We start from the raw sequence: 18286 nt of genomic DNA, 5'->3' as shown, positions 1-18286 counted from the left end.
ACATCCAATCTAATCTTCTACTTTTAATATTGCTGACAGGTTATTCATGATTGCTGCTGCTACATCCGGTTTATTCATAGAATACACATGAATGTGATTGATACCATTGGCAATCAGGTCAATAATCTGATCTGTTGCATACGCAATTCCCGCCTGCTTCATTGCCTCAGGATCATCTCCAAACCGATCGATAATTGCCAGGAATCTCTGCGGAACTGCTGTCCCGGATAATTCCATAGAACGTCTTAACTGCTTTTTATTCGTAATCGGCATGATTCCCGGAAGTACCGGAACTAAAATTCCTTTTTCACGTATACGATACAGGAAATTATAAAAAATATTATTATCAAAAAACATCTGTGTTGTCAGGAAATCAACTCCACAGTCTACTTTCGTCTTCAGATTGCTGATATCGTCTTTCTTATGCTCCGTCTCCACATGGCCTTCCGGATAACATGCCGCCCCGATGCAGAAATCTCCCTGCTGTTTGATATCTTCAATCAGTTCACATGCATAACGATATTGGTTCGGAAGTGGAAATGCATTATCTTTCGGAATATCTCCGCGAAGCGCTAATATATTATCAATGTTCTTTTCTTTTAACTTATCAATGACCCGATGTACTTCTTCTCTTGTAGACGATACGCACGTCAGGTGCGCAAGACTTGTTACTCCAAAATCATCTTTGATATGAGATGCAATACTTACAGTGTTCTTACTTGTTCCACCGCCTGCTCCATAAGTTACACTAATAAACGACGGCTTTAATGCCGCAATCTTCTCAGCAGCGGAAAGCACACTGTCATATCCTGCATCTGTCTTCGGTGGAAAGATTTCAAATGAAACCTGTGGTGTCTGATCTTTTAAAATGTCTCTTATCTTACATGTCATCGTATAATTCCTCATACTGTTTTGCAGAACTCTTCCATGAAAAATCCTTACTCATTCCCCGTTCTACAATCTTATTCCAGTCTCTCTTCTTGTCGTAATATATTTTTTCTGCATAACGCACAGTTGCCATCATCTCATGTGCATTATAATTTGCAAAGCTGAATCCTGTTCCAGTCTTCTCATATTCATTATATGGCTCTACCGTATCCTTAAGTCCTCCAGTCTCTCTGACAATCGGAACCGTTCCATATCTAAGGCTCATAAGCTGACTCAGACCACAAGGCTCAAACAGTGACGGCATCAGAAATGCATCACATGCCGCATAGACCTTGTGAGACATTGCCTCTGAATAATAAATATTCGCAGATACTTTGTCCGGATATTTCCATGCATAGTGGCGGAACATATTCTCATACTGCTCCTCACCTGTTCCAAGCGCAACAATCTGAATTGCATCCTGACACAGTTCATCCATCACACAAGCGATCAGATCAAATCCCTTCTGATCTGTCAGTCTGGATACGATACCGATCATCAGCTCCTTATGGTCCTGTGCAAGTCCAAGCTCTTTTTGAAGTTCAATTTTATTCTTAATCTTCTCTTTCCGGAAATTCTCTACACTGTAGTTCCTGTAAATATCCTTGTCTGTCTGCGGATTATATATATCATAGTCGATCCCATTCACAATACCGGAAAGGCTTGCCGACCTGGCCTGCATCAGCCCTTCCAGCTTTTCTCCGTAAAACGGAGTCTTAATTTCCTCTGCATAGGAGCTGCTGACAGTTGTCACTTTATCTGCATAGACGATACCGCCCTTTAACATGTTGGCATCATCATAAGATGTCAGCTTGTCCGGTACAAAATAATACTCCGGAAGTCCGGTAATGTCACGCACTTTTTTTGCATCCCACATCCCCTGGAACTTCAGATTATGTATCGTCATCACAGTCTTGATTCCGCGGTAATATTCACTGGAATACCGAAAATTATCCAGAAATATCGGGATCAGTCCCGTCTGCCAGTCATGGCAGTGAATGATGTCCGGTCTGAAATCAATGACCGGAAGAGCACTCAATACTGCCTTTGAGAAAAATGAAAACTTCTCAACATCTGTATACATCTCTCCATATGGTGCAAAACCATTAAAATAAAATTCATTATCGATAAAATAAAAGGTGACTCCTTCATACTCTGTCTCCAGAACCCCGACATACTGTGTCCGCCAGCCAAGATCCATATAAAAATGCGTCTTATACTGAAGCTTTTCCTTCCAGGATTCTTTCATACACATATACTTTGGAAGCATGACTCTTACATCATATTTTTCTTTATCAAAGAATTTCGGTAAAGAACCTGCCACATCTGCCAGACCTCCGGTCTTAATAAATGGCACTGCTTCTGAAGTGGCAAAGAGTATTTTTTTCATAGTGATTTCCTCCCGATTCCACGATATATGAATCATTATACAGTATTTTTTTTCAGAAGAAAAGCCTTTTATCTATGTTTATATTCTAAACGTATCGTATCTGCGATAAGTGCGATGAATTCAGAATTGGTCGGTTTCCCCTTTCCTCCATTCACAGTATATCCAAACAGCTCGTCCAAAGTATCTAATTTTCCTCTGCTCCACGCCACTTCAATTGCGTGACGGATTGCACGTTCCACACGGCTTGCCGTCGTCTGATGCATCTTTGCAACAGTCGGATATAATACTTTTGTCACTGCATTTAATACATCCATATCTTCAATTGCCATAAGAATCGCATCTCTCAGATAATGATATCCTTTGATATGCGCTGGAATCCCTATCTCATGTATCATATCCGTTACACGATTTTCCAGATTTATCTTCGGCTCCGAAGCTTCTGCATTTCCAACCGGTGCAAATGATTTTGCTTCCGGCACATGATATTTTCCAGCTTCACGAATCTTGTCCAGCACCATCTGATTACTGAACGGTTTCAGAATATAGTAAGAAGCACCTTTACGAAATGCATCTTCTGTAATCCGCTCCTGTCCCACTGCAGTGATAATAATAAAACTTGGATGTTTTCTGATATCATGATCCCGATTGACAGTATCCATAACACTTAATCCGTCCATTTTCGGCATAATCAGATCTAATAGTACAACATCTGGCTGTTTTTCCTTAATCAGTGTATATACATCTTCTCCATTATTGGCTTTCCCAACCAGCTTCATCTCTTTGTTATTTTCAATCATTTCGCCAAGCAGATCCAGAATTCTCTCATTATCGTCTGCGATTGCAACAGCTATTTCTCCCATATTCCAAAATCCTCCTCGATTTTATTTCTCGTTGGATTTTATTATAATTTTCTCCTTTTTTCGAATCAAGAAATTGCTGTCGGAAAGTTCTATCACTTCTCGACACGGTATTTTTTATTCCGACTCATTTATCATAGATTCTGCAAAAATGCCATAACCCTTTGTCGGATTGTTGACAAAAACGTGAGTTACTGCGCCGATTAGTTTTCCGTTCTGGAGGATCGGACTGCCGCTCATTCCCTGGATGATCCCGCCCGTCTCATCCAAAAGCGACGGATCTGTCACTTCGATTGTCATGCTTTTATTTACTTCGCCCGACCACAGATTGACTTGTGTGATTAAAATATCATATTCTTTTATTTCTCCATCCACAGCACAGCGAATGATAGCAGGCCCTTCTTCTACCTCTTCTTTTTTTGCCAGTTGTACTGGAGTCTGATTTGCGAACAGGACATCAACCCGGTCAATAGTTCCAAAAATTCCTGCCTCTGTATTCTTCTTTATTTTTCCAAGCACGTTATAATTATTATAAACAATGATTCCTTCCATACCACCAGGTGTCCCGTTCACACCTTTTTGGATTTCCTTAACACTTGTCAGATATAGTGTTCCATCGGAAATATTAAGAAGCTCCCCTGTATCGATATCATGGATTCCATGTCCCAGCGCGCCAAAATGACTGTCCGAGTCCAGATAAGTAATGGTCCCAAGTCCTTGTGCATTATCCCGCACCCAGATTCCGAGTTTTTTCGTCCCATCTTCACACTGGATCATATCCATTTTTACATGAATCGTCTCCCCCTTCCTGCAAATATCTAATTTTGCTTTTTGTTCCGAGAAGGAACTTACTGCTTCGACCAGTTCATTTTTAGTATTGATATCTTTGCCGTTAAATCCAGTGATGTAATCTCCGGCTTTTACAATATGAAGCGCCGGTTCATATTCCGCACCGTCTTCCCCTTTGATTTTCTGTGTATCCAATACCATAACACCTTTTGTTTTCATATAAATCCCTACCGGCATGCCACCTGGAATTACCAGGTCTTCTTCAGAGGTCTGAGCACTCACCTCTCGCCTCATGGCATCTTTTTTCTGCTCGATCAAAAGATAGCTTCCACCTACCGATACAAAAAACACCAATGCCATAATTAAAATCCGCCGATACCAATACTTTTTCATACACTCTGATCCTCCCATGTTTTTTACAAAAAAATCTCAATCAGCATCCTGCCGGAGGCTATATCAGATGAGTATGGATTTTCTGCCACTGATACTGATTTTTTTGCTTTACATCTACAACGGCGGAAAGCACCTCACATCTGATAGAACAAAGAATGTGCCTTGGCACATTCTAGCGCCTGCGGCGGTCGCTTGCGACATCATCATTGAACGCCGCAGTGCGCATCCTGCCGGAGGCTTTTTTATATAATAGGAAATGCAATTTCCTATTATATAAATAAAGACAAGTGTTCCTCAATCAGAACACCTGTCTTAGTATGTGTATTATTTGAATTTCAATTCTTTTATTTTTTGATCTGCGCTGCCAGTTCCTGCATTTCTTTTGCATTCTGTCTGACCGTGTCCGTAATCTTAGCACCGCCAAGAATTCTCGCCAGTTCATCGGTAGATTCTTCCGCCTTAAGTTCCCTGATAGATGTCTTTGTCTGACCATCTGACACATTTTTTTCGATCATAAAATGATGATCTGCCATAGCCGCAATCTGTGCCAGATGTGTGATACAGATGACCTGATGCTTTCTGCCGATCAACGCCATCTTCTCAGACACTTTCTGTGCTGTTCTTCCACTTATCCCCACATCGATCTCATCAAAAATCAGCGTCGGAATCTCATCCCTGTCAGCCATAACACTTTTGATCACAAGCATAATTCTGGACAGCTCTCCACCGGAGGCTACTTCTACAAGCGGACGCACCGGCTGTCCGGGATTCAAAGAAATCATAAACTCTACGTCATCAGAACCATTTGCAGAATAAGAACCAGACTTTTCAAATGCAATAGAAAATTTCACATCTTCAAAATTCAGATCTGCAAGACCTTCTGTAATCGCCTGTTCCATAATCTGCGCCTGCTCTTTTCGGATCTTCGTCAGCTTCTTTGTCACTTTCTCAAGCTTCTGCTCTTTTTGTTCCAGATCTCGCTTTAAATCCGCAATATAATTCTCATAATCTTCCAGTTTTTGTATCTTTTTCTGTTGTTTTATTCCATAATCCAGAATCCCTGCAATATCCGTGCCATATTTCGTCTTCAAACGGTTGATTTCATTAAGACGCTCAGTAATTGTCATATAATCTTCTTCTGAGAACTCCAGACTATCCTGATAATCGGAAAGATCATGATTAAAATCATTTAACAGACTGTCTATCTCCATCAGCTGGCTGTACAGATTTCCTGCTCTCTCATCAAGATTACTGACTGGTGCCAACTCTCGGATCGCGCGGCTCAGGCATTCGCTTGCACTTCCGGCTTCCCCACCCGTATAAGCATACGAAGCCGCAGTACTCTCAGCAATCTTTCGTCCATTTTCCATGCGTTTGAAGGTTGTCTCCAGTTCTTCATCTTCTCCTTCTTTTAACATGGCATCTTCAATCTCAGATACTTCAAATTTTAAGAAATCCAATTCTTTTGCACGGCTTGATTCGTCCATATCAGCCTCATCCAGAGTCTTTTTACATGTACGATATTCCTGATAAGCCGAAGCTGCCTGTTTTTTTATATCTGCAAGATAATCCCACGCAAATGCATCGACAAACCCGAGATGGTTCTTTTTATATAACAGAGACTGATGTTCATGCTGCCCGTGAATATCGATCAGAATAGCAGCTACTTCCTTTAAAACAGTAATTGTTACCGTCTCACCGTTGATCCGGCTTACACTTCTGCCATCCATTAATTTCCGGCTCAAGATCAAAAGGCCATCCTCCGGATAAATACAAAGTTTCTCCAAAGCTTTCAGACGGCTTTTTTCCGTCACAGTAAAGACCAGCTCCACCAGTGCATAATTCTCCCCCTGACGGATCAGATCTTTTGTGTATCTTCCACCCAGTGCCAGATTTACAGAACCCAAAATAATAGATTTTCCTGCTCCCGTCTCACCGGTCAGAATATTTAACCCTTCTGCAAATTCTACTTCTATCTCATCAATCAATGCCAGATTCTTTACGTGTAAACTCTGTAACATCTATTCCTCCTGCCGAACAATTTTACGAATCTTATCCATCACCTTCGGAGTATCCTCTGTCGTGCGGATTGCACACATAATTGTGTCGTCTCCGGCAATACTTCCCACGACCTCGCTCCAGTTCATAGCATCAATAGCCAGGCATACAGCCATCGCCATTCCAGCCACCGTCTTGATGACCAGAATATTCTGTGCCATATCCATCGACACATATCCATCTCTTAAAACACGGATATATTTTTCACTCATGCCATTGCCACTTTCCTGATGCAGCGCATATTTCTGTTTGCCGTTCTCAGCTGGAATCTTGGTAAGTTTCAGATCCCGGATATCTCGGGACACCGTTGCCTGAGTCACTTTAAATCCTTCCCGGTTCAGATAATCTGCCAATTCCTCCTGGGTCTCAATATGATATTTGCCAATCAGTTCAATGATCTTAGCATGTCTGTTTACTTTCATATCTCTAATTTCCTTTCATCTTCCTTCGAAGCGTTTCCAGAAAACTATCCTGGTTCAATTTTATAATTCTTGTCTGGGCTTCTGCCTTGCGGATCTCTACCATATCACCGGAAGTCAGCTCCACTTCATCCACACCGTCAAATGCCACGTATGCCTCATCTGGGATTCCATGTTTTCCTTCTCCGATCTGTATCACGATCTCATCTTCTGCTGACAATACAATACTGCTTGTATTTAACGCATGCGGACAGATTGGTGTGATCACGATCATGGATGCCGTCGGCTCTACGATCGGACCTCCCGCTGCAAGGTTATACGCCGTAGATCCTGTCGGGGTAGATATGATCACTCCATCTGCTTCATAGGAGTTCAACAATTCTCCATTTACAAAAAGTCGGAAATGAATGACTCGAACAGCCCCTTTTCTTGCAACTACAATATCATTCAAAGCCAGATCCATTCGCTCTCCGTCAAAGCTGCCTTCTAACATCATTCGTTTTTCTACCGTATATCTGCCTTTCACAACACGTTCCAGAGCTCCCTCAATATTCGTTAACTCTACTTCTGTCAGATATCCTAATGTTCCCATATTGACTCCCAGAATCGGGACATCTCTGCCACGCAGAGCACGCGCCACCTCAATAAAACTTCCGTCACCCCCAATAACGATCGCATAATCAAGATCCGGTGGTATCTGCTCGGAAACAATGGCATTATTCTCATCTTTTGGACACTGCAGACATATCTTTCCTGCCTGTGTCATATACTCTTTGACCTGATTCGTTATTGCATAGTCTGCATCTTTGCCATCATTTGTTACAATCAACACTCTCTCTGCCATATCTTTATTCCTTTTTTGCGAGGTTTCCAAATGCCTCATCTACAATTTTTTCAATCTGAATTTTTTCATTTATATCGCCCGGCTCTTCACATTTTTCTAACTGGACAAGATATTCAATATTTCCTTCCGGTCCTTTGATTGGTGAAAATGTAAGATCCATCACATGAAATCCATGGGTAGACGCATAGTCCAAGATCATGGTCACAACCTCAATATGTGTACTCTTTTCGCGCACAACTCCTTTTTTACCGACTTTCTCTCTTCCCGCTTCAAACTGTGGTTTGATCAGTGCTACAATCTGTCCTTTGTCTGTCAGATAATCACGAATCGGCATCAGCACTTTTGTCAGGGAAATAAAGGATACATCAATTGATGAAAAATCAACCGGCTCACCGATATCTTCCGGTGTCACATAACGGATATTCGTCTTCTCCATACAAACTACACGCTCGTCCTGGCGAAGTTTCCAGTCTAATTGTCCATGACCTACATCAATGGCAAACACCTTGACCGCGCCATTTTGCAACATACAATCTGTAAATCCACCTGTAGAAGAACCTACATCTGTGCAGACTTTTCCTTCTACAGATACCTGAAATTCTTTCATTGCTTTTTCTAACTTAAGTCCGCCGCGGCTGACATAAGGCAGTGTATGGCCACGCACTTCAATCTTAGATTCTTCTGGGAATGTTGTTCCTGGTTTATCTTCTTTCTGGTTGTCCACATAAACATTTCCAGACATGATAATGGCTTTTGCTTTTTCTCTGGACGCGGCAAGATTTCTCTTCACCAGCAACACATCCAAACGTTCTTTCATCTTCTATAACTCCTTATACGTCTCTATAATTTTTTCAGACATACTCTCACTGTCAATTCCTGTCATCTTACGGAGCACATCAACACTTCCATGTTCAATGTAATCATCCGGGAGTGCCAGTGTCAGGACGTGTGACGGAAGCATTTTTCGCATCACGTATTCTGATACACGCTCTCCGCATGCTCCGGTCTGGACATTTTCTTCAATCACTGCAATCAGTTTGTGTGTCTGACAGACTTTTTCGATCATTGCCTCATCGATCGGTTTAATGAAACGCATATTGATAAGTGTCGGCTCATATCCTTGTTCGATCAGTTTATCTCTTGTCTTCACAGCCTCCTCGAACATATGACCGACGCTTAAAATTGCAATTTCTTTTCCTTCAAAGATCCATTCGCTCTTTCCGTAACTGATCCTTTCCCGGCATCCTTCATATCCGTCGTAAGCCTTTCCTCTCGGATAGCGGATTGCCACTGGCGAATTCATCTGAAGCGCAAACCGTAACATATCGGCTAATTCCCATTTATTCTTCGGTGACATAACGGTCATATTGGGAATATTGGATAAAAATGACAGATCAAATATCCCCTGATGAGTCTCTCCATCGCTTCCGACAAGACCCGCACGATCTACCCCGAATACCACCGGCAGATTCTGCAGTGCCACATCGTGGATTAACTGATCATATCCTCTCTGCAAAAATGAAGAGTAAACTGCAAATACAGGCTTTAATCCTCCTGCTGCCAGTCCCGCAGCAAATGTTACACCGTGTTCTTCCGCAATTCCAACATCAAAAAAACGATTCGGATAATGCTTCTTAAATCTGGCAAGTCCGGTTCCATCTGCCATGGCAGCTGTGATTGCCACAATATCTGGATTTCTGGATGCCTCGTCACAAAGCACTTTACCAAACACATCTGTATAAGTATCTCCTTCTTTTTTTGCAAGTACCTTACCGCTTTCTATGTCAAAAGGTCCGATTCCGTGAAATTTATCCGGTGCTGTCTCTGCAGGTTCATAGCCCTTTCCTTTTGTTGTCATAACATGAAGGAGTACCGGGCCTTCCACTTTCTTCGCTTCCTTAAGAGCTTTGCAGAGCATTGGTAAATTGTGCCCCGGAATCGGCCCCAGATAAGTAATTCCCATATCCTCAAAGAACATGCCCGGTACCACAAGCTGCTTGATACTGCTCTTCGTCTTCCGGATATGGTCAATCATACGGTCTCCCATGACCGGCAACTGCTGCAAAGCATTTGTCACACCTTTTTTCAGTCCGGTATAGATATCTGCCGTCCGGAGATTTGCCAGATATCTGGACATTCCGCCTACATTTTCTGAAATGGACATATGATTGTCATTGAGTACCACAATAAAATTCGTCTTCAAATTCGATGCATTGTTCAGCGCCTCATATGCCATACCTCCGGTCAGAGAACCATCGCCGATCACAGAGATAACGGTATAATCTTCATGTTTTAAATCTCTTGCTCTCACATAACCAAGTCCTGCAGAAATCGAAGTAGAGCTGTGTCCTGTATCAAATGCATCACACTGACTTTCTTTTCTCTTCGGGAATCCGCTCATACCGCCGTAACTTCTTAAATCTTCAAATCCTTCTTTTCGTCCGGTCAGTAATTTATGTGTATAGGACTGGTGTCCAACGTCCCAGATAATCTTATCCTTTGGCAGATCACAGATCAGATGCAATGCCATCGTAAGCTCTACAACGCCAAGATTGGAAGCCAGATGTCCTCCTGTCTTACTGACCTTCTCTACAAGGAATTCACGGACCTCTCCTGCAAGGCACTCCAATTCCTCACTGTTTAGTTTTTTTATGTCATTTTCCTTTTGTATTCGTTCCAGCATACTGGTCCCCCTCTATTTTTTCCTGTGAATCAGCTCCATAAGCAATTCTTCCAGATATGGATTCTCATTCGGAAGTGTCCGAAGCAGGCTGATCGCCTCTTCGGATTTTTCTTCGACCACTTTCTTTGCATCGTCAATGCCAAGTAATGTTACATAAGTAGTCTTCTCATTCTTTTCATCACTATGTATCGGTTTGCCAAGTTCTTCCTGGGTGCTTGTCACATCGAGAATATCATCTTGCACCTGGAATGCCAGTCCAACAAGACTTGCAATACGCTCTACCGTCTTTACCTCTTCCTTGCTTGCTCCACCAAGAATTGCTCCAATCATCATAGCAGCTTCGATAAGTGCTCCGGTCTTCAATTCGTAGATCGTATCTAACACGTCTTTTGAAACAGCATGCCCGGTCTCTTTTACATCGATGACCTGACCTCCAAGCATTCCGTAAATTCCGGCTTTCTCACCAAGTACGCGGATTGCATTTCCGATTGTCAGACTATCTTCCGGTTCCAGAACAAATGCTTTGACTGCTGTCTCAAATGCATAATTCAACAAAGCGTCTCCCGCCAGAATCGCCATGGCTTCTCCGTATACAACATGCGTCGTCTTACGCCCTCTTCGATATTCATCATTATCCATTGCCGGAAGGTCATCATGTACAAGAGAATATGTATGAACCATCTCAATCGCTGCCATAAATGGCTCAATTACTTTTGAGTGACCGCCGAACAAAGTATAAGTCTCCTTCATCAACATCGGACGAAGTCTCTTTCCTCCGGCCAGAAGACTATATTCCATAGCTTCCATAATAATTTTCTGGTATCCCTTTTGCTTTGGCAGGTAATTCTGCAGAGAATCTTCAATCTCCCTGACTTTCTGCTCTTTTTGTACTTTAAAATCAAGATTCAAACTCATGTGTCTCTCCTTCACTATCCAATACAAGCATCTGCTTTTCGATTTTATCCATCTTGTCATTGCATGCCTTTAACATATCAATGCCTTGATGATACATCTGAAAAGAATCTTCCAGAGATACTTCCGGCTCCTCCATAGCCTGGATCAGTTTATCCAGTTCCTGAAACATCTCATCCAGTGTTTTTTCTTCCTTAGCCATGGCGCTCCTCCTTTACACTCTCTACTGTCATCTGAATGGATCCATCTGTCACATATGCCGACAGATGATCACCACATCTGACCTGTTCGATACTTCGGACTGCTTTTTTGTCCACATCTTCAATATATGCATATCCCTGATTCAGTTTCTGAAGTGGAGATAATCCTTTCATCTGTTCCATATAAACTGCAAACCGGTGTCTGTACTGCTCTACTTTGCGATGCAGCAGCATATGCAGCTTTTCTTCTGTATCCGCCAGTCTCTGCCTGTCTTCTTGAAGCTTATGCTCAGGGTGCAGATACTTTAACTTCGTCTCATACTTCTCGATTCGAAGTCTAGATACCTCCATTTTTCTTCGCAGATAGCCCTGTAACTGACTTCTTCTTACATCTACCTGTTCCTGTGTCTTCCAGTAATCATACACTGCCAGTTCTGCTGCTGCAGAAGGAGTCGGTGCTCGAAGGTCTGCCACATAATCTGCAATAGTCGTATCCGTCTCATGCCCTACCGCAGAAATCACCGGTGTCCGGCAGTAAAAAATTGCTCTTGCAACTTCTTCTTCGTTGAACGCCCACAAATCTTCAATGGATCCGCCGCCTCGTCCGACAATGATCACATCTATGTCATCCTGATCCAACATACGTATACCTTTTACAATGCTCTCTTTCGCGCCTTCTCCCTGCACAAGTGCCGGGTACAAAATAAGTTGTACAAAAGGATTCCTTCGTCTGGAAATGTTCATAATATCCCGGATCGCAGCTCCGGTCGGTGCTGTCACAATACCGATTCTTCGTGCATATGCAGGAATCGGCATCTTATATTCCGAAGCAAACATTCCCATCTCTTCCAACTCACGCTTAAGAGCCTGAAAACGCTCATAAAGAACACCTTCTCCGTCCAAACGGATCTCCCTTGCATATAACTGATAAGAACCTCCTCTTTCATAGACATTGACCTGTCCGAACACTACGATTTGCTGTCCCTCACACATACGAAAAGAGAGCCCGCCGCGCTGCCCGGCAAACATTACGCAGGCAATCGTTCCAGACTCATCTTTCAGTGAAAAATATATATGTCCTGAAGTATGGTATTTACAATTAGATACCTCGCCCTTCACATAGATACGGTTCAACATGTAATCCTGTGTAAACATGTTCTTGATGTAAGCATTCACCTGGCCTACCGTATATACATTCCGTGTCATTACACACCTCTATATTCAAGATTCGCCCGCGGGGCAACATGTAATATTCTACTCAATCCCCCGTCAGGCGTATATCAGTCTGTTATTTATGACAGCCGGGCCAGCACACCATTGATAAATGCCGGGCCTTCATCACCACTGTATTTTTTTGCGAGCTCTACCGCTTCGTTGATTGCAACTCCTACCGGTACGTCCTCGTCATATTTCATCTCATAGACCGCAAGTCTTAAGATACTTAGATCCACCTTGTTCATGCGGCTTGTCTTCCAGCCTGTCACATGTTCATTGAGCATCTCATCAATCTCTTCAGATTTCAAGATGATGTTCAGAGCCTTGTCTCTGATATATGCCATGTCTTCCTCTTTTGGTTCCTGGTCAAGCTGTTCAAAATAAAGCTGCATCTGCTGCGGCATCTCCTGATCACTGTTAAATTCATAACTGAACACCATTCTGAAAATGTGTTCCCTCATCTCTGTTCTCTTCACTTATGCTTCCTCCGGCACATCAACTCCGGCTACACGGATATTCACGTCCGCAACCTCAAGTCCTGTCATATTTTCAATTGCAGCTTTTACCTTCTCCTGCACTTTTGCTGTAATATCTTTAATACTGTATCCATAGCTCATATTAAGAGCCAGTGTCACAGTCACGATGCCGTCCAGGACATCTACTTTTACACCTTTGGATAAAGATTTCATTCCAAGCTTTGCGATCAGCTCTCTTGTCGCATTCCCTGCCATAGAAGAAACACCTTCTACTTCCATAGCTGCAAGTCCTGCGATAATTGCTACAACTTCATCGGCAATCTTTACTTCGCCCAGATTCTCATCTGACTTTATTGTATAAGTTTTCTTTTCTTCTTTACTCATATCTACCAATCCTTTCGGTTTTTCTATACGTCCTTTTTAAGCATTTTACCACATTCGCATACATTTGCAAAGGCTCACGGTAAATATTTACAAACCTTATCGGGCAAATTCAGTCAGAACCAGTCCATCGTTACGCTCCTGGGTCATGCGGATACTCCACTCATTGACAAAAAGAAGAAGCGGACGGTCTTTTAAATCCTTTACTTTCTTCATATCAGAAGTACCTGAAAGTTTTGCAAGATCGAAGTCCTGCGGATTATCAATCCAGCGGATATACTCATATGGCAGATTCTCCAGTCTGATATCTACGTTATATTCATTCTCCAGACGATATTTTAAAACATCAAACTGCAAAACTCCTACAACTCCTACAACAATCTCTTCCATACCTGTATTAAACTCCTGGAATATCTGGATCGCACCTTCCTGCGCAATCTGATTAATTCCTTTGATGAACTGTTTACGTTTCATCGTATCGACCTGACGCACTCTTGCAAAATGTTCCGGTGCAAAAGTCGGGATTCCTTCATAGCTGAACTTGTCAGAGGAGGTTGTCAATGTATCTCCGATTGAGAAAATCCCCGGATCAAAGACACCGATAATATCTCCACCGTAAGCTTTATCCACCATGTGGCGCTCACTGGCCATCATCTGCTGTGGCTGGGAAAGTCGTACTTTCTTGCCTCCCTGCATATGGAATACATCCATACCTGCCTCGAATTCTCCGGAACAGATACGCATAAATGCGATACGGTCACGGTGTGCTTTATTCATATTTGCCTGAATCTTAAATACAAATGCAGAAAAATCGCCTTCTTCCATCGGGTCGATCTCACCTTTATCAGACTTTCTTGGAAGCGGTGATGTAGTCATCTTAAGGAAATGCTTCAAGAATGTCTCTACTCCAAAGTTCGTCAGAGCAGATCCGAAGAATACCGGTGAAAGTTCTCCTTTACTTACCATCTCCTGATCCAGTTCTGCTCCGGCTCCATCCTGAAGTTCAATCTCTTCCTCCAGCTTTGCTTTCTGCTCTTCACTGATGAGTCCATTCAGGGAGGGATCGTCGATCGGCACAATCTGCACTTCTCCCTGTGTTGTACCCTTTCTTGTATCTGAGAATAATTCCACACTCTTTGTAGCACGGTCATAGACACCACGGAACTCCTTACCGGAGCCGATTGGCCAGTTGACCGGACAGGTCGCGATTCCCAGTTCATTTTCAATATCATCTAATAGTTCAAATGTATCCATCGCCTCACGGTCCATCTTATTGATAAATGTAAAAATCGGAATATGGCGCATCGTACATACTTTGAACAGCTTTCTTGTCTGCGCCTCAACACCCTTGGATGCATCAATGACCATGACCGCAGAATCTGCTGCCATCAGAGTACGGTATGTATCCTCTGAGAAGTCCTGATGTCCCGGTGTGTCCAGAATGTTGATACAATATCCTCCATAATTGAACTGCAATACAGAAGAAGTAACTGAAATACCTCTTTCTTTCTCAATTTCCATCCAGTCAGAAACTGCATGTTTTGATGTTGCTTTTCCCTTTACACTTCCCGCCTGATTGATTGCCCCTCCATATAGCAGAAACTTCTCAGTCAGAGTCGTCTTACCGGCATCCGGATGGGAAATGATCGCAAATGTTCGTCTTTTCTCAATCTGTTTCTTAACATCGTCCTTTATCTTTGACATATATTTGAATTCTCCTATCTAAACTGTCCCATCTTCACACTTCATATCTGCATCATATTTTTTACATTTATTAAAGTTATGAACAAATGTGGACTTATCTCATATTTCAATCAGCGACATACATTATAGCATAAGGAGACATTTTCCTCAACGAAAATTTGGCGGCTGTAGATAGCCGCCTTATCGCAAAGTAACAAGTCTGCATAAATCGATTATTTCCCTTCTGCATATACTGGAGTGATTACAATATTCTGCGCTGCCACGCCTGTTTTCCTTGTTACAATGTCTTCAATCTGAGCCCGGTTTGCTTCCGTCAGTTCTGATGCATTGACAACAACGTCTGCAGAGTCCTCTGAAATACTGACTACAGAATCAAGAAAGCCTTTTGACGCCAGCATTGTCTCTGCTGCCGTTTCTTTTTCTGCAATCTCTGTCATGGCTACCATCTGCGCCACAGCGTCCTGCTTCTGGGCATCACTTAAAGAGTCACTGTCAATGATGCTCTGAAGCGTCTCCTTGTTCTTGGCACGCACCTGTTCTCTTGTGACCTTCGCCTGTGCAGCCACTGCCTGAGCATCCCCTGAAGTTAAGACCGCTTCACCTGGATTGCCATCTACTTCGCCTTCATCGCCGTCCTGGCTTTTGATATCCCCGGAAGCACTGGCAACGTCTTCATCAGAAATATCCAGAAGTTCTTTATTCGCAAGGTCACTGCCTGCCTCCTTCGTATTCTGAGATCCCGGTAATAATCTTCCGGAATAATTCAGATATCCTGCTGCTGCGATCATCACTGCAAGAGCCGCAATGATCAATTGATTCTTTTTTAAGATTCGTTTCACTTACTTCACCCTCCCGCCTTTCATTATTCTAATCTTATGCGTGTCTATCTCAAATAATGCCTGCACAGCTTCCGTAATATTTTTTACGACTACTGCATCGTCTCCGCCCGGCGCAATCACAATCACACCTTGTGCTTGAGGGGAAAGCTCCTTGCTGACATAAGGCTCCTGTACACCGGAAGTACTGCTTCCACTATTATAGACTGTCGTCTCCTGCGTGTCATGGCTGCTCGTTGTCCTGCTGCCTCCCTGACTGTCCTGCTCGGACACATTTTCCTCATTGGACTTTCTGTCCTTTTCAACCACCTTTTCACCATCAGACTTCCAGGTAATCATCACCTGCACCTGTCCCGCCCCGTCAATCTGGGAGAGAATCCGTTCCAGTCGTTCTTCCATATAAGCTGTATACTCACTCTGCTTTGTCGTTCCGACACTGCTTTTTGACGAATTGGCCAGTGTTTTCTTAGTTCCAGTATTGCTGTCTTTCTTAGTTCCGGCAGGAATTGAAATCACGAGTAAAAGAATTCCCACAAAAAACACGATAAGAAGCTGGTCTTTTTTTACCTTTCCATGCTTTAAATGTTCAAACACCTTACGGATTTTCACTGCCGTGTCCGATTCGGATCTCCTCCACCTGGATTTCACCGGGCTCTCCCCCTTCCACGTTTTCACTTAGCTCATCTTCTGCGTTTCTATTATCCTGAGATTTCATCACAGATTCCAATCCGGAGGTATTCTTTAACATCTCCTCTACCTGTGTCTCCATTGCATCATACTGATCCTGAAACTGAACAAATAGATCATCTGAAGTAAAGAATTTTATCACAGGCGATGCTATCAGAATGATCAGCACCAGTCCTGTAAAAAAATGAATGTACTTGCGGTCTTTCTCTCCTGGGACAAGCTGTAATACTGCCGTCATAAAAATCAGATATCCAGCCAGTTTCCACACCCAGTCATAACATTCCTGAACCACTTGTTTCTCCTTCCTGTTTCTGTCTTATGTCTTTTCACAGTTTCATTTTGCTGTAAAGCTTTTATGTTGTCCCAGTAGATGCCGCCACCAGTATAATTGTAATAAGGAACAACATTCCTACTGTAAACACTGCCCGGATCAAAAGCCTCATACCTTCTCCTACAGTTTCCATACATCCAATAATCCGGACATCTGATACCGGCTGCATCAGAGCTGCCGCCAGTTTATAAAGAAGTGCGATTGCCCCTATCTGTACAATCGGCATCAGGCAAAGAGCAAAACAGATAATCGCTCCCACTACACCTATTCCATTTTTCACAAGCACTGCCGAAGCAAAAATCACCTCTGTCACACCGCCAATCGCATCTCCGATCCCAGGTATTGCCTCAGTGCCCCTCGTCAACGCACTTCTCTTGACTGTATCCATAGCAGGACTTAAAAGGCTCTGCACCAGATTCAGCCCCACTACACCCGCCAGAATTGTCTTCATAATCCACACAAGTACAGTCTTTATCAACTCTGCCAGTTTGCTCAGATACGATTCCTTCGTCAAATAATTCAGCATACTTACTAAAATATAAATATGAATTGCCGGGAGCACCACATACTTCAGAAACATCTCTACCAGATATACAAGAAAAAGCGTCAGGCTGTAAAAAGAAATTGCAGTCACACTCCCTTTTGCGACTGCCACCGCTGGAAAATAAATAGGACCAAATACTGTCATGAACTGTATCAGATTGCTGATTCCTGCCTCCACCCAGTCCATGATGATCTGGCAGGAATTCAGACAAAGTGCCACAATCATAAGATACATCACGTAAAAGCCCGTGTCTGCTGCCTGACCATTTCCAAATGCCCGGGCAAAATTCGTAAATACTGCCGTCATAATCGCCAGCATGAGAATATGTATCAGGTTCTGCCTGCTGCTCGCAAATGCATAGGAAAACTGTTCTTTAACAAGCTGCTTCAATAATTGAGCTGAAAATGTAATATCACCGGACAGAACTCCTATAAGTATTTCTTTAAAATCCAGCCTTTCCTTGGGGAAAAGTTCTTTTAATGTCTCATCAATTTCGCCGTAGTCGTACTGATCTGCAAACTGACAGACAACACTTGAAGTCAGTGCAGTTTCATCGTTTATACCTGATTGCAGCTGTGATGCATAAACATTTCTCCCAATAAGTAACTCCATACAGAAGCACAAAAAAAGCATCCCTAAT

At 42.8% G+C, this 18286-nt stretch carries 20 protein-coding genes; 1 reads left to right on the top strand and 19 read right to left on the bottom strand.

From position 1 onward, the window contains the following. Window positions 1–9 precede the first annotated feature (9 nt). The 4 genes from metF to spoIVB all read right to left on the bottom strand — a co-directional run bounded on the left by metF (window position 10) and on the right by spoIVB (window position 4356). On the bottom strand, window positions 10–891 hold the full coding sequence (gene metF, locus G593_RS0100605) for a methylenetetrahydrofolate reductase [NAD(P)H] (RefSeq protein ID WP_022279359.1): 882 nt from the start codon (window positions 889–891) through the stop codon (window positions 10–12). Further along, the gene (glgA, locus tag G593_RS0100600; RefSeq protein ID WP_005336614.1) at window positions 881–2317 is read right to left on the bottom strand and encodes a glycogen synthase GlgA; all 1437 of its coding nucleotides are present in this window, start codon (window positions 2315–2317) and stop codon (window positions 881–883) included. Before glgA ends, metF begins: the two co-directional genes overlap by 11 nt. 68 nt (window positions 2318–2385) lie before the next feature. Next, window positions 2386–3177 (bottom strand): sporulation transcription factor Spo0A, encoded by a 792-nt coding sequence (spo0A, locus tag G593_RS0100595; protein WP_005330257.1) that lies wholly within the window; start codon window positions 3175–3177, stop codon window positions 2386–2388. Window positions 3178–3291: 114 nt separating this feature from the next. After that, a complete protein-coding gene (spoIVB, locus tag G593_RS0100590) occupies window positions 3292–4356 on the bottom strand; it encodes a SpoIVB peptidase (protein ID WP_005336615.1) in 1065 nt (354 codons plus the stop codon). A gap of 67 nt (window positions 4357–4423) precedes the next feature. Here spoIVB and G593_RS0100585 point away from each other — a divergent pair, with 67 nt between their 5' ends. Further along, window positions 4424–4606, top strand: a complete 183-nt coding sequence (locus tag G593_RS0100585) for a hypothetical protein (RefSeq protein ID WP_029730402.1) — start codon at window positions 4424–4426, stop codon at window positions 4604–4606. 94 nt (window positions 4607–4700) lie between these two features. Here G593_RS0100585 and recN read toward each other — a convergent pair whose 3' ends face one another. From recN to G593_RS0100510, 15 genes are all read right to left on the bottom strand, one after another. After that, on the bottom strand, window positions 4701–6377 hold the full coding sequence (gene recN / locus G593_RS0100580; protein WP_029730401.1) for a DNA repair protein RecN: 1677 nt from the start codon (window positions 6375–6377) through the stop codon (window positions 4701–4703). Next, a complete protein-coding gene (gene argR / locus G593_RS0100575; protein WP_005336619.1) occupies window positions 6378–6836 on the bottom strand; it encodes an arginine repressor in 459 nt (152 codons plus the stop codon). A 4-nt stretch (window positions 6837–6840) separates the two neighbouring features. Further along, window positions 6841–7677, bottom strand: coding sequence for an NAD(+)/NADH kinase (locus G593_RS0100570; RefSeq protein ID WP_005336621.1), 837 nt, complete (start codon window positions 7675–7677; stop codon window positions 6841–6843). Window positions 7678–7681: 4 nt separating this feature from the next. Beyond that, a complete protein-coding gene (locus G593_RS0100565; protein WP_005336623.1) occupies window positions 7682–8494 on the bottom strand; it encodes a TlyA family RNA methyltransferase in 813 nt (270 codons plus the stop codon). 3 nt (window positions 8495–8497) lie between these two features. Continuing rightward, window positions 8498–10360: a 1-deoxy-D-xylulose-5-phosphate synthase gene (gene dxs, locus G593_RS0100560; RefSeq protein WP_029730400.1), complete on the bottom strand. Its 1863-nt coding sequence runs from the start codon at window positions 10358–10360 to the stop codon at window positions 8498–8500. Window positions 10361–10372: 12 nt separating this feature from the next. Continuing rightward, the gene (locus tag G593_RS0100555) at window positions 10373–11275 is read right to left on the bottom strand and encodes a polyprenyl synthetase family protein (RefSeq protein ID WP_029730399.1); all 903 of its coding nucleotides are present in this window, start codon (window positions 11273–11275) and stop codon (window positions 10373–10375) included. After that, window positions 11259–11474: an exodeoxyribonuclease VII small subunit gene (gene xseB / locus G593_RS0100550; RefSeq protein ID WP_005330243.1), complete on the bottom strand. Its 216-nt coding sequence runs from the start codon at window positions 11472–11474 to the stop codon at window positions 11259–11261. Before xseB ends, G593_RS0100555 begins: the two co-directional genes overlap by 17 nt. Next, window positions 11467–12678: an exodeoxyribonuclease VII large subunit gene (gene xseA, locus G593_RS0100545; protein WP_005336628.1), complete on the bottom strand. Its 1212-nt coding sequence runs from the start codon at window positions 12676–12678 to the stop codon at window positions 11467–11469. The genes xseB and xseA overlap by 8 nt, the downstream gene beginning before the upstream one ends. Before the next feature lie 86 nt (window positions 12679–12764). Continuing rightward, window positions 12765–13163 (bottom strand): transcription antitermination factor NusB, encoded by a 399-nt coding sequence (gene nusB, locus G593_RS0100540; RefSeq protein WP_005336629.1) that lies wholly within the window; start codon window positions 13161–13163, stop codon window positions 12765–12767. Beyond that, entirely contained in the window at window positions 13164–13547 is a 384-nt protein-coding gene (locus G593_RS0100535) for an Asp23/Gls24 family envelope stress response protein (RefSeq protein ID WP_005330237.1), read from the bottom strand. 96 nt (window positions 13548–13643) lie between these two features. Beyond that, window positions 13644–15248, bottom strand: coding sequence for a peptide chain release factor 3 (locus G593_RS0100530; protein ID WP_029730398.1), 1605 nt, complete (start codon window positions 15246–15248; stop codon window positions 13644–13646). A gap of 212 nt (window positions 15249–15460) precedes the next feature. Then, entirely contained in the window at window positions 15461–16087 is a 627-nt protein-coding gene (locus G593_RS0100525) for a SpoIIIAH-like family protein (protein WP_005330233.1), read from the bottom strand. After that, window positions 16088–16732, bottom strand: coding sequence for a hypothetical protein (locus G593_RS0100520; RefSeq protein WP_029730397.1), 645 nt, complete (start codon window positions 16730–16732; stop codon window positions 16088–16090). Beyond that, window positions 16680–17063 carry a stage III sporulation protein AF gene (locus G593_RS0100515; protein ID WP_005336640.1) on the bottom strand — a complete coding sequence of 128 codons (384 nt, stop codon included), beginning with the start codon at window positions 17061–17063 and terminating at the stop codon, window positions 16680–16682. The genes G593_RS0100520 and G593_RS0100515 overlap by 53 nt, the downstream gene beginning before the upstream one ends. A gap of 61 nt (window positions 17064–17124) precedes the next feature. Continuing rightward, window positions 17125–18258 (bottom strand): stage III sporulation protein AE, encoded by a 1134-nt coding sequence (locus tag G593_RS0100510; protein WP_044993871.1) that lies wholly within the window; start codon window positions 18256–18258, stop codon window positions 17125–17127. Window positions 18259–18286: the final 28 nt, after the last annotated feature.

Origin of the sequence: Dorea sp. AGR2135, assembly GCF_000420885.1 — a bacterium.
Lineage (GTDB): Bacteria > Bacillota > Clostridia > Lachnospirales > Lachnospiraceae > Dorea > Dorea formicigenerans.
The sequence above is the reverse complement of the archived record's forward strand: the minus strand, read 5'-3'. Positions and strand labels throughout refer to the sequence as shown.

Bases quoted from the DNA above. Each gene is read 5' to 3' on its own strand.
- argR (WP_005336619.1), bottom strand. From the start codon at position 6,836: ATGAAAGTAAACAGACATGCTAAGATCATTGAACTGATTGGCAAATAT.
- G593_RS0100555 (WP_029730399.1), bottom strand. From the start codon at position 11,275: ATGAGTTTGAATCTTGATTTTAAAGTACAAAAAGAGCAGAAAGTCAGG.
- G593_RS0100585 (WP_029730402.1), top strand. From the start codon at position 4,424: ATGAGTATGGATTTTCTGCCACTGATACTGATTTTTTTGCTTTACATC.
- G593_RS0100570 (WP_005336621.1), bottom strand. From the start codon at position 7,677: ATGGCAGAGAGAGTGTTGATTGTAACAAATGATGGCAAAGATGCAGAC.
- dxs (WP_029730400.1), bottom strand. From the start codon at position 10,360: ATGCTGGAACGAATACAAAAGGAAAATGACATAAAAAAACTAAACAGT.
- G593_RS0100510 (WP_044993871.1), bottom strand. From the start codon at position 18,258: ATGGAGTTACTTATTGGGAGAAATGTTTATGCATCACAGCTGCAATCA.
- xseB (WP_005330243.1), bottom strand. From the start codon at position 11,474: ATGGCTAAGGAAGAAAAAACACTGGATGAGATGTTTCAGGAACTGGAT.
- recN (WP_029730401.1), bottom strand. From the start codon at position 6,377: ATGTTACAGAGTTTACACGTAAAGAATCTGGCATTGATTGATGAGATA.
- G593_RS0100535 (WP_005330237.1), bottom strand. From the start codon at position 13,547: ATGAGTAAAGAAGAAAAGAAAACTTATACAATAAAGTCAGATGAGAAT.
- G593_RS0100530 (WP_029730398.1), bottom strand. From the start codon at position 15,248: ATGTCAAAGATAAAGGACGATGTTAAGAAACAGATTGAGAAAAGACGA.
- spoIVB (WP_005336615.1), bottom strand. From the start codon at position 4,356: ATGAAAAAGTATTGGTATCGGCGGATTTTAATTATGGCATTGGTGTTT.
- metF (WP_022279359.1), bottom strand. From the start codon at position 891: ATGACATGTAAGATAAGAGACATTTTAAAAGATCAGACACCACAGGTT.
- glgA (WP_005336614.1), bottom strand. From the start codon at position 2,317: ATGAAAAAAATACTCTTTGCCACTTCAGAAGCAGTGCCATTTATTAAG.
- xseA (WP_005336628.1), bottom strand. From the start codon at position 12,678: ATGACACGGAATGTATATACGGTAGGCCAGGTGAATGCTTACATCAAG.
- G593_RS0100565 (WP_005336623.1), bottom strand. From the start codon at position 8,494: ATGAAAGAACGTTTGGATGTGTTGCTGGTGAAGAGAAATCTTGCCGCG.
- spo0A (WP_005330257.1), bottom strand. From the start codon at position 3,177: ATGGGAGAAATAGCTGTTGCAATCGCAGACGATAATGAGAGAATTCTG.